Here is a 12,183-nt window from a genome sequence, read left to right on the forward strand (position 1 = left end):
GTCTAAAGTACATTACATATTTATTTTCAGAAATTTATTCAGTTAGCTCACCCAGTAAGTTTTGCTGCATTGCGATTTTTACTTCATTTGAAGTTAAATTTTTTGATAGTAAATAATGTAATTTAGCCAATGCTGCTTCAATGGTCATATCTGAGCCGCTAATCACTCCAGCTTTGGCTAATGCATTACCCGTCGCATAACCCCCCATGTTCACCTTTCCTTGAAAACACTGGGTTAGATTAACAATTACAATGCCACGTTCATCAGCTTGTTTAAGGGTATCTAATAAGGCTTTATCTTGAGGCGCATTCCCAACACCAAAGGTCAGTAAGATAAGTGCTTTTACTGGCTGCATTAAGATGTTGTTAAAAATCTCAGTTGAAATACCTGGGTATAAGGTGATCACCCCTACAGGTTGCGGGCTGATGTTAATCACCTCTAAGGGCTTAGTGGTGGGCTCGGTGATCTTACCTGCACGTAAATTAATTTTGATCCCAGCTTCTAACAATATAGGAAAGTTAGGTGACGCGAAAGCATCAAAACCATCAGCATGGGCTTTGGTTGAGCGGTTGCCCCTAAACAACTTATTATTAAAGAATAAACACACTTCAGCGACGGGATAATTCGCCGCAATATACAGTGAATTAAGCAGGTTAGTTTGCCCATCTGAGCGCAGCTGAGCTAATGGGATTTGCGAACCGGTTACGATAACAGGCTTGGATAGCCCTTGTAACATGAATGACAAGGCAGAAGCCGTGTATGCCATGGTGTCAGTGCCATGCAAGATCACAAAGCCGTCGTAGTTATGGTAATTGGCTTTGATGTCATTGGCGATGCGCTGCCAATCAGGTGGTGCCATGTTTGAAGAATCAATCAATGGTGAATATTCATTAATGACAAAGGTTGGCATTTCTTCATGGTAAAACTCTGGCATGGACTTTACACAATCAGTTAAAAATCCTGCCACAGGTGCAAAGCCATCATCGGTTTTGCGCATACCAATCGTACCGCCAGTATAGGCAACGTATATGGAGCGTTTTGTCATTGTAATGAATTCTCAACCACTTAAATTATATAATCTGCAAATTATACGGCTTGAGCTGAATAAAACCCAATAAAAAAGCCCGAATAACGGGCTTTTTTGAAGATAATTCAATTTGATCTTATTCTGACTTCATGCCTAACAAGATTAAACAATCACAATAGCTTAGTAATCGCAGAGTTCGCAATACATGTATAGGCCATTGGGATCATCAAACTGAGTCATTTGTTCAACAACAGTGCGCCATTGACCCATAAATTGTTCAACCATAGGTGACTGTGTGGTTGCTACAGGTAAATATGTTGCAGCAGATGCGAGCATTTTTTGCATGAAGATTTGCTCGGTTGTGAGCTCTTGCTCGATGACTTTAGTATCAAACTTTACCATTTCAGCCATTTCAGCCGCTTTAGCAATGGCGCTATCCATATCGCCAAGTTCGTCAACCAACCCCAGTTCAACGGCGCGGGTGCCAGACCAAACACGGCCTTGGGCAATGCGGTCTACTTGTTCTAACGACATGTTTCGTTCAGTGGCAACTAACGAGATAAATTCATGATAGCCGTGTTCAATATGGCGTTGTATGACAGCAGAAATATTTGGGTCTAACTCACGGGTCGCCGAAATACCAGCCCATTGCGAGGTCGACACACCATCTGAGTTAATGCCCCAATTGGACAAGACTTTTTCAAAGGTGGCAAACATGCCAAAGATCCCGATAGAACCAGTGAGGGTAGTTGGAGTGGCATAAATGTAATCAGCACTTGCTGAAATCCAATAACCGCCAGATGCCGCTAGGCTACCCATACTGACCACTACGGGTTTACCAGCCTGTTTAAGGGCAATGACTTCTTGTCTAATTTTTTCAGAAGCAAATGCACTCCCACCTGGGGTGTCGACACGTAGCACGACTGCTTTAACTTTGTTATCAAAGCGGGCTTTCTTTAATAGTGCTGAAGTGCTCTCGCCACCAATTTGTCCCGCTTGTTGTTTGCCATTGAGGATATTACCTTTGGCGACCACAATGCCGACAGATTCTTGTTCTATCAGTGAAGGAATTGGCTGTACTAAATTAAAATATTTAGAAAAAGAGATTTGCTTGTATGAGTCGCCATTGGCTTCTTGACCTACGGTTTTAAGCATGGCGAGTCTAAATGACTCATCTGAGACTAATTCATCAACCCAATTCATTTTTATCGCTAATTGAGCTGAGTCACCGTTAACACTATCAAGTTCCGCTAGGTAGGTTTGTGGGTTTAATACGATATTCTCGGTCGCAATTTGACGGTTAGTGGCAATGGTTGTTTCAAAGTTTTGCCATAAGTCAGTAAGCAGGGCGTTGCTGGCTTCTTTTGCCGGCGCTGACATATCATCACGGATAAAGGGTTCGACCGCTGATTTGAAAGTGCCGACTCTAAATACATGGGTGCTGATGTTCATTTTCTCAAGTGCGGTTTTAAAGAACATACGGTAGCTGCTAAGGCCTTCAAGTGACACGCCACCTTTATGGTTGAGATAAATGGTATTCGCATAACTTGCCAGGAAGTATTGATTTTGCTCGTATGAATTGCCAACAGCAACCACGGTTTTACCCGCTTCTTTAAACTTGTTTAAGGCATCACCAATGGCGGTCATTTTACTGATCCCACCACTACGTAAATTGCCCATTTTCAATACGATGCTATTAATACGTTTGTCATGAGTGGCATTTTCAATGACGTAAAGAATGTCGGCTAAAAGTATTTCTGCTTCCGGATCATCAGTGTTACTTTGTTTAAATATCGCTTCAATCGGGTCAACATGACGTTTTTGATCCACAATGCTGCCAGATAGGTTTAAGACTAAGGCAGATTGATCTTCAATGGTGATTTCTTCTTCAGATGTCATAGCCATAATGATCATGGCAATGATGCCGAAGAAAATGATATTGAGGATTAATTTACGAATACCGTTGATGGTTTTCCAAATAAATCCAAAGAATCTCTTAATTAATGAGGGTTTAGCGGACATTAGCCACTCCTGTAACATTCTAATAGTGTAATGCTAACTGATCTTGAGTGATTTTGGGAAATTGAATTGTAACGGTTTTTAACAATAGCTACGCTAAATGATTGAGCTTATGATTATGTCGTTGTATGCTAGTTTAAATCACTTGTTTAAAAAGGATGTTTGAATGTCGTTTCCACATTTATTAGAACCCTTAGATCTAGGCTTCACCAAGTTAAAAAACCGTGTATTGATGGGTTCAATGCATACGGGTCTAGAAGAAGAAAAGGGCGGATTTGAGAAACTAGCTGCATTTTATAAAGAACGTGCAGCAGGTGGCTGTGGCTTAATTGTCACCGGTGGCATAGCGCCAAATTTCAGAGGTCGGCTAGCGCCTCATGCATGCCAATTAAGTTTTCCTTGGCAAGTAAGCAAACATAAAATTGTTACCGATGCAGTCCATGAAGCGGATGGCAAAATCTGTATGCAAATTCTACATGCAGGCCGTTATAGCTACCATCCATTTTCATTAGCGCCAAGCAAAATAAAATCACCTATTACCCCTTTTACGCCGTCAGCAATGTCATCAAGACAAGTGCGTAATACCATTAAAGATTATGCATCTAGCGCTGCGCTTGCAAAAAAAGCGGGCTATGACGGTGTTGAAGTAATGGGCTCAGAAGGCTATTTAATTAATCAGTTTATCAGTTCGCGTACCAATAAACGTACCGACGAGTGGGGCGGTGACTTTACTCAGCGTGCTAAATTCCCCGTTGAAATTGTTAATGCTATTCGTGCCAAAGTCGGTAGCGATTTTATCATAATATTCAGGCTTTCTATGCTTGATTTAGTCGACAATGGCTCAAGCTGGGATGAAGTAGTGCAACTGGCTAAATGGCTAGAAAGTGCTGGTGTGAGCATCATCAATACCGGCATCGGTTGGCATGAAGCACGTGTACCTACCATTGCCACCAGTGTGCCGCGCGGCGCTTTTGCATGGGTGACTGAAAAACTCAAATCAGAAGTTAATGTGCCATTAATTGCGACTAACCGTATTAATACCCCTGAAATTGGTGAATCAATTATCGCATCGGGTCAGGCTGACATGGTATCAATGGCGCGGCCTTTCTTAGCCGATGCTGAATTTGTTAATAAAGCGGCAGCTGATCAAAGTGAATTAATCAATACCTGTATTGGTTGTAACCAAGCGTGTTTAGATCATACCTTCTCAATGAAACGTGCTACCTGTTTAGTTAATCCACGTGCATGTTATGAAACTGAGATTAATTTTACCCCAACCACAGGTAAAAAACGTCTTGCGGTTATGGGCGCAGGCCCTGCTGGAATGGCGTTTTCTGTATATGCCGCTTCACGTGGGCATGAAGTAGTATTGTTTGAAGCTAAAGACGAAGTGGGCGGCCAATTTAACTTAGCGCGTAAAATTCCAGGTAAAGAAGAGTTTCACGAAACCATTCGTTATTTCAAAAATCAAATGAAGCTGCATAATGTCGAATTACGATTAAACACCCGTTTAGATGCAGCAGTATTAGCCACTGAAAAGTTTGATGAAGTGATTATTGCCTCTGGGGTTGTCCCACGGGCGTTATCCTTACCGGGATTTGATGATCCTAAAGTGGTTGATTATCAGCAAGTGCTAAAAGGTGAAGTAGAGATTGGTGATAAAGTTGCGTTAATCGGTGCTGGCGGTATTGGTTTTGATATGGCGCATTTCCTGTGCGAGAAGGAATCATCAACATTACAGCCTGAAAAGTGGTTAAAGCAATGGGGTATTGATAAAAGCTATCAACATGCTGGCGGTTTAACTGACGAATCAGAGCATAACCCAAGTCGCGATGTGTATTTACTGCAACGTAAAACCACTAAAATGGGTAAAGGTTTAGGTAAAACAACCGGCTGGATCCATCGTAGTGTTTTAAAGCAGCATCAAGTGAATATGAAAACCGGTGTTAGCTATGAAAAGTTTGACCAACAAGGGTTACATATTAAAGTCGGTGAGCAGTCAGAAATTCTTGCGGTTGATAATGTAGTCTTATGTGCAGGGCAAGAGTCTAACCGCACATTAGTCGATGAGATGAAAGCGTCAGGGTTACCAGTTCACCTTATTGGTGGTGTTGATGTTGCCGCTGAATTAGATGCTAAACGCGCTATTAGACAAGGCGCTGAGCTGGCCATGGCGATTTAAGCTTAAGGTGAGTATTAATTAAAAAACCTAGCAATTTGCTAGGTTTTTTTGTTTACTGATAATATTCACTATTTGTATTAAATATAATTACTAAGTTTACTTATTGAGGTTTGTTTCAATGCAGAGCTCAGTGTTTAAGGATTATCCTATGTCAAAAAACGTTGTTATTACGGGTGCAAACCGAGGAATTGGTTTAGCTCTCGCAAAATTATTTAAGCAGCAAGGCGATAAAGTCTTTGGTTTGTGTCGTCATACTTCAGATGAGCTCGACGAATTGGGCATTAATGTAATTACTCAAATTGATGTGGCTACCGATGAGGGGATTCATAATATGAAAACCTCACTTGCTGGTGTGTTAATTGACGTACTGGTGTGCAATGCGGGTATTTTACGTGATGAGCAGTTAGCTCATCTGAACATAGATACGATTCGCCAGCAGTTTGAAGTAAACGCACTGGCTCCGTTGCGTATTGTTGCTGCGCTACAATCACAACTAAATGTTGGTGGTAAAGTTGCGATGATAACCTCAAGAATGGGCTCTATCGAAGATAATACCTCAGGTGGTCGTTATGGTTACCGTATGTCAAAGGCTGCTTTAAATGCTGCATCAATGTCGTTAAGTCATGACTTAGCATCAAAAGAGGTTGCGGTCGGTATATATCACCCAGGTTATGTACAAACAGATATGGTAAATCATGGCGGTGATATATCAGCAACTGAATCAGCTGCGCGTATTGTAGGTTTAATAACGCAACTTGATATGAGTCAAACTGGCGTATTTAAACATTCAAACGGTCAAGTGTTGCCTTGGTAAGATTAAAGGCAAAACGTCAAAACTGATTATTAAAAAGCCCATTGCTGATCACAAGCGATATAAAATATAGCTTGTGAATGCATTATGTGGAAGCTATTAGAAATTCAGCAATGTTGATTAAAATGGCCACACCCATAGCAGCATAGGTATGCTCACTGACACCACAATAAGTTCAAGTAATAAACCCAGTCGCCAATAATCCCCAAAGCGAAACCCACCAGGACCGAGGATCAGGGTATTGTTTTGATGACCTATTGGCGTTAAAAACGCGCATGATGCCCCAATCGCTATGGCCATTAAGAATGTATCAGGGTTAACCCCAAGTTGGGCTGCAGTACTGATCCCGATCGGGCACATGACTGCTGCAGTTGCCACATTATTCATTAAATCAGATAAAAACATGGTCACCACTAAGACCAAAACTAATGCGCCTATTGCATGGCTCTGGGCAATATTATCAAGTAAAAACTGGGCGATTAAATCGGCGGTACCTGTGGTATACATGGCATTCGCCACAGGTAATAAGGCTGCGAGTAGCACTATCACGGGCCAGTCGATTGACGTATAAATAGCGCGAACGGGTACAATACCAAACAGCGTAAAAGCCAGAGCACCAGCCACGAATGCAACAGCAGCGGGTAATAGCCCAAAAGCGACGGCGACAAGCGTCAACACCATGATGATTGAAGCCGTCAGTGCCTGTCCTTTTTTAGGTACTCGGATATCGCGTGCAGCTAAAGGTAAACAGCCGTACTGAGATGCAAAACCTGATACAGATTCAGGATCACCTTGAAGTAATAATACGTCACCGGCTTTTATCGGGGTAGATCGTAAACGTTTTACTGAGCGGTGGCCTTGGCGAGAAATGGCGAGTAAATTGATACCATAGCGGTTACGTAATTCAATATCGGATACCGAGCGATTAACTATTGTGGTGCCTGGCATTACGACTAGCTCCTGCATGATAATTTCTGCAGGCTTACTTGTGTCATTATCATCATCTTTAGCAGATTCTGGTGTTGATTCGTCGCCTTTTTTTTGCAGTTTAGTTTCAACCACTGCTACAGTTTGCGCTTCTTCTGTAATAGCGCTTTCTGGTTCAAGTTCTAGCCCTAGGCTAGAAAGTGCTTTAGGGATAGATTCCGGTTCGACTTCTATGATCAGGATATCACCAATTTGTAGCACTCTATTTGGATTTGGGGCCGTGAGGTGTACCTCGCGACGGATCATGCTGATAATTTGAGCATCGGCCTCATCAAGCAATTTATCTACTTCTCGCAGATTCATTTTTTCAGCAATACTGCCAGCCACAATATTAACTTCACAGAAGTAATTACCGGTATCAAAACTGCCAGATGAAGATTGTTTGCGACTGGGTACGATATGCCAGCCAAATAAACCGACAAACACGATTCCAGCCAGAGCAATACAAACACCTACTGGCGAAAAGTCAAACATGGTAAAACTACCTAATCCGCTGGATTCACGAAATCCAGAAACGACGATATTTGTTGGCGTACCAATTAAAGTTGTCATCCCGCCTAAAATTGAACCAAATGCCAGTGGCATTAATACTTTCCCTGCAGGTAAGTCATATTTAGCAGCCATTTGAATCGCAATAGGCATTAGTAATGCAAGGGCGCCTACATTATTCATAAACCCTGATAGCAAGGCCGCCAAACTGATCAGCGCCAGTATACTCAAGGTTGGTCCCGCTTGAGCTGGTAATAAGTACTTTGCCAATATATCGACAGCACCGGAGCGTTGCAGGCCATAGCCTAATACCAGCACACCGGCCACAGTGATGACTGCTGGGTGACTGAAACTTGTAAAAGCTTCACTGCTTGGGACTAGACCTGTGAATACACAAACAAGCAAGGCAGACATAGCGACTAAGTCATGACGCCAGCGCCCCCATAAAAAAAGCGCCATAGTAACGAATAAGATTATGACAATGATAATTTGATTTGGTGACATGGTATTTGGTCTTTAGAGGATGGTTGTTGAAATGATTATTTAGACCTATCGGCTATTGAAGTCACACCACCTCGTCAATAGATTTAAATTGCGGTAAACGTGGGTCTCGCTGTTTTCTGCGGTCATAACGAACGATAGCCGATTTGTTTTTGCGGCGCTCAACATAAGATCGTTGCTCAACTATGTAATGACCATCAACTAAAACAGTATCGGCAACCTTGGGGATGCTTTTTCTCACAGTCATGTACAACCTACAGATTTATATTCAGATTATCTAAAGCATAGGTGACACATTGTAGTTCTGCTAAGTAAGTCGCTAATTATTTAATGTTTAAAGGAGGGGTACCAATGTATAGATTGCTAATCTTGCTGAGGTTTGCCAATATTTTTTGACCACTAGAGCTTTGAAAATTCACATCTAATTAGGTGACCGCATTAAGCATAACACTCCAGTCTAAATACATTAGTTTAAGGCAATAAAGAGTAGATTTTTCAATGGTTAAATCTTTGGTGGCCTTGTTTGTTTCACTATTTGTTTCACTATTTGTTGTACTTAACGCAACAGCCACAACCACTTGGCAGCAAATAGCAACGTCGAACTCTTTCTCTGCACGCCACGAAGCGGGCTTTATCAAATTTGAAGATAAGGGTTATTTAATTGGTGGCAGAGGAATAAAAGCCGTTGATGAGTTTGACCCTAATTTGTTAATTTGGCGCCCTTTACAAGAATCCCCCATAGAGCTACATCACTTTCAACCAAGTGTATGGAAAAACAAAATTGTTATTGCAGGGGCGTTAACTGGAGCTTATCCCGCTGAGACGCCAGTTGAAAATATTTATTATTTTTACCCCAATGAAAACAAATGGGAAAAAGGTCCTGCTATTCCACCAGCAAGGTTAAGAGGTAGTGCCGTTGCTGTTGTTAAAAACGATTCCCTTTACCTTATTGGCGGTATTACTAACGGTCACCTAGATGGCAATGTTAACTGGGTTGATCGCTATGACTTTATGACCAATACCTGGACTATTCTAAATGATGCCCCACACGCGCGAGACCATGCTCAAGCTGCGCTAATAAATAATCATATTTATGTTGCAGGGGGACGAAGAACTCTAGGCAAGCACAATCAAGTCTTTGAGTTAGTTGAAGGCAAACTTGATGTATTTAATATCGAGACTAATCAATGGCAAGTAGTGCGAAACGAATTACCAATCCCACGAGCTGGCATTGCAATATTCGCTCATCAAAATAAATTGATAGTAGTCGGGGGAGAAAGTGCCGATCCCAATAAAGCTCATGAAGAAGTTCACTTATTTGATAGCCAATCAAAACAATGGCTTAAAAAGCCTTCTTTAATTCAAGGAAGACACGGGAGTGGTGTTATCGAAGCAAATGGCTACCTATGGATTGCCTCAGGTTCTGGTATGCAGGGTGGATCACCCGAATTAAATTCAGTTGAACGTATTAAGCTCGATGCTATTTTTAATAATGATAAATAGCTTAATAATGACAATGCAATATACCTAAAATTGATAAGTTAATCTGAATCACAGATAAGAATATATGTGTCTCTGGTTATATTAATACCTGAAAATTTAACAAGTTGGTGAAGGGGCTATTGGATCAGATAAATAGGTAGCCGGCTGAGTACTTTTTTATGAAAGTGCTTAAGTTAAAGTTGGCAATTTATTTACGATAAGGAACAAGCTATGAAAAATAATCTGTCAAAAATGGCAAAAGTATCGGGATTTTACTTAATTATTTCGATATCTATAACTTTTCTGACGTCGTGTGCCTTTGTAAAAAATACAGATTCGAATGAAACTAACGCTATAAATAATGAATCAAATAGTCATATTCAATCTAGTATTGTTAACTTTGAAAACACCCATAAGACAGCTTACGATGGTAGTGATTTCTACACCTATTTTTACGGCGAAACAATAGGCACCAAGGATACAATTGTGGGTTTGGCAATTATAGAACCTAACAACGAAATTCATCCGCCTCACCAACATGCTGAAGAGGAGTATTTATACATTGTAGAAGGCTCGGGTATTTGGACGTTAAACGGCGTGGAAACACCTGCAAAAACTGGCGATGTATTGTATGTTTCCCCCTGGGACTTACACGGCATATTTAATACTGGCGATGTATCAATGAAGTTTTTTATTACTCGAGCAAGTAGTAAAGGCGTTAATGTCGAAAAACCTTAACCGGTGAAATAATAGTCAGCTTTAATGCAAAAAAAACCAGCAAATCTATTTTTAATAGTATTTTGCTGGTTTTATATTCTACTTAATGGAATTTTAATTAGAACTACAATTATTACTTAGCGTAGTTTTTCTGGTTAATATCCATTTCCGATTTCAAACCCATTGTTAAGCTTACACACATTGTCAGTAAGATAATGGTGAAAGGGAGTCCTGTGGATATAGCGCCCGCTTGAAGGGCTTGTATCGCTTCTGTACCACCAACATACAATAATACCGCTGCAATAGCGCCTTCTGTGGTTGCCCAAAAGATACGTTGTGGCACTGGTGCATCAATCTTACCACCGGATGTAATACTGTCTATGACCAGTGAAGCCGAGTCAGATGAAGTAATAAAGAACACCATGATCAATATGATTGAAAGAATCGAAATTATCGAAGTCATTGGCATTACGTCAAAAGCCTGAAATAACGCTAGCGTGATATCTGTTAGCCCATTGGCACCTAATTCACCGACTTGATTGATGATTTGATCAATAGCATTGCCGCCAAATGTTGCCATCCAAAAAATAGTAATCGCTGTTGGTATCAATAGTACGCCAAGTAGGAATTCTTTTACTGTTCTACCGCGAGAAATACGTGCAATAAACATCCCCACACATGGTGACCAAGATATCCACCACGCCCAGTAAAATACTGTCCAGCCATGCATCCAAGCTTCGTCTTCTCGACCATGTGGATTGCTTAATGGAATAATATTTTCAATATAGCCCATGATAGTAATCGGTAAATAGGTCAGAGTGACGGAAAAAGTCATTATTATGATAAATAACAATAAAGCAAAAGCTGCCAGTAAATTAATATTGCTGAGAACTTTAACGCCGCCGTGCATACCGCGAATCACTGAAAATATGGCTAATGAAGTAACAAATGCAACAATAATAAGTTGAGTTGAAATGCCATTACTGATCCCAAATACATGACTTATACCACTGGCAGCTTGTTGAGCGCCCAAGCCTAGTGATGTTGCTAAACCAAACAGAGTGGCAAGCACTGCCAATATATCAATGATATGACCAAACCAACCCCAAGTTCTATCACCTAAAATAGGGTAGAACGCAGAGCGCATAGACAGGGGTAAGCCTTTATTGAATGTGAAGAAGGCCATTGATAATGCTACTACCGCATATATTGCCCATGGGTGTAGACCCCAATGGAACATGGTAGCACCTAGAGAAGCTTTAATGGCTTCATCAGTAAATGGCTCGACACCACCGGGCGTTTCAAACCAACCAGTATAATGAGCTGCAGGTTCTGCTAAGCCCCAAAACATCAGCCCAATGCCCATTCCTGCTGCAAATAGCATCGCCATCCATGAAAATATGGAATATTCGGGTACTGCGTCATTGCCACCAAGGCGGATTTTTCTAAAGGGAGAAATAATTAAGGCGATACAAAATAGTAAGAAAAAGTTTGCAGACCACATGAAAAGCACATCAAAATTATTGATTATTTTCCATTTAACGCCATCGAGTGCTGCTTTTGCAGTGCTTGCATCGACTGAAAGTAATGCAATTAGAAAAACAGCGATTAAGCCTGCACTGATACCAAAAACAGGATTGTGGATATCAAAACCCCATTTCTGGATATTATCTTGTCCCACTTCGTAGTCAGTATTATTAATACTGTATTTGTCTTTTGATTGACTCATGTGCCCTCAATAACTCATTTTATAGTAACTATTTTTATTAAAGGTTAACAGATTTAGACCCTGAGTGATGAGTGTTTTTATAATAAAAAATACCGCAAGTTACTGATGTTAATGGGTTGTTTGTTATGTTGCCACCTTGGGTTTGTCTGTTTTTTTAGTAGTGCTGTAATTGTCAATATATCTAAACTGCGGAATAAAGTTCTGAATATTGTGTTTGATGCTTTTTTTATAAGCATTGT

The 12,183-nt window shown here is 40.8% G+C and carries 9 protein-coding genes; 4 read left to right on the forward strand and 5 right to left on the reverse strand.

The features are described 5' to 3' along the window. Positions 1 to 34: 34 nt before the first annotated feature. Together ansA and sppA are read right to left on the reverse strand one after the other, a co-directional pair. Positions 35 to 1,045, reverse strand: a complete 1,011-nt coding sequence (gene ansA, locus BCU91_RS09375) for an asparaginase (RefSeq protein WP_102435808.1) — start codon at positions 1,043 to 1,045, stop codon at positions 35 to 37. Positions 1,046 to 1,207: 162 nt separating this feature from the next. Beyond that, the gene (gene sppA, locus BCU91_RS09380; protein ID WP_102476845.1) at positions 1,208 to 3,049 is read right to left on the reverse strand and encodes a signal peptide peptidase SppA; all 1,842 of its coding nucleotides are present in this window, start codon (positions 3,047 to 3,049) and stop codon (positions 1,208 to 1,210) included. A gap of 163 nt (positions 3,050 to 3,212) precedes the next feature. On the opposite strand from sppA, the gene BCU91_RS09385 reads away from it, so the two are divergent. Further along, positions 3,213 to 5,228 (forward strand): NADPH-dependent 2,4-dienoyl-CoA reductase, encoded by a 2,016-nt coding sequence (locus BCU91_RS09385; protein WP_102476844.1) that lies wholly within the window; start codon positions 3,213 to 3,215, stop codon positions 5,226 to 5,228. Positions 5,229 to 5,376: 148 nt separating this feature from the next. Then, positions 5,377 to 6,042: an SDR family oxidoreductase gene (locus BCU91_RS09390; RefSeq protein ID WP_102531355.1), complete on the forward strand. Its 666-nt coding sequence runs from the start codon at positions 5,377 to 5,379 to the stop codon at positions 6,040 to 6,042. A 117-nt stretch (positions 6,043 to 6,159) separates the two neighbouring features. Here BCU91_RS09390 and BCU91_RS09395 read toward each other — a convergent pair whose 3' ends face one another. Both BCU91_RS09395 and BCU91_RS09400 read right to left on the reverse strand, forming a co-directional pair. After that, on the reverse strand, positions 6,160 to 8,019 hold the full coding sequence (locus tag BCU91_RS09395; protein WP_102531356.1) for an SLC13 family permease: 1,860 nt from the start codon (positions 8,017 to 8,019) through the stop codon (positions 6,160 to 6,162). Positions 8,020 to 8,080: 61 nt separating this feature from the next. Beyond that, positions 8,081 to 8,263, reverse strand: a complete 183-nt coding sequence (locus tag BCU91_RS09400) for a hypothetical protein (protein ID WP_102439805.1) — start codon at positions 8,261 to 8,263, stop codon at positions 8,081 to 8,083. Between the two features lie 251 nt (positions 8,264 to 8,514). Between BCU91_RS09400 and BCU91_RS09405 the strand changes: the two genes are divergently transcribed. Together BCU91_RS09405 and BCU91_RS09410 are read left to right on the forward strand one after the other, a co-directional pair. Further along, positions 8,515 to 9,519, forward strand: a complete 1,005-nt coding sequence (locus BCU91_RS09405) for a kelch-like protein (protein WP_102531357.1) — start codon at positions 8,515 to 8,517, stop codon at positions 9,517 to 9,519. Positions 9,520 to 9,729: 210 nt separating this feature from the next. Next, entirely contained in the window at positions 9,730 to 10,236 is a 507-nt protein-coding gene (locus tag BCU91_RS09410; RefSeq protein ID WP_102439808.1) for a cupin domain-containing protein, read from the forward strand. 112 nt (positions 10,237 to 10,348) lie between these two features. Here the strand turns inward: BCU91_RS09410 and BCU91_RS09415 are convergent, their stop codons facing one another. Next, complete coding sequence (locus BCU91_RS09415; protein WP_102439809.1) at positions 10,349 to 11,944, reverse strand: BCCT family transporter; 1,596 nt, start codon at positions 11,942 to 11,944, stop codon at positions 10,349 to 10,351. Between the last annotated feature and the right edge of the window lie 239 nt (positions 11,945 to 12,183).

The sequence above is a fragment of the Shewanella sp. 10N.286.52.B9 genome (assembly GCF_002873635.1).
Classification (GTDB): domain Bacteria; phylum Pseudomonadota; class Gammaproteobacteria; order Enterobacterales; family Shewanellaceae; genus Shewanella.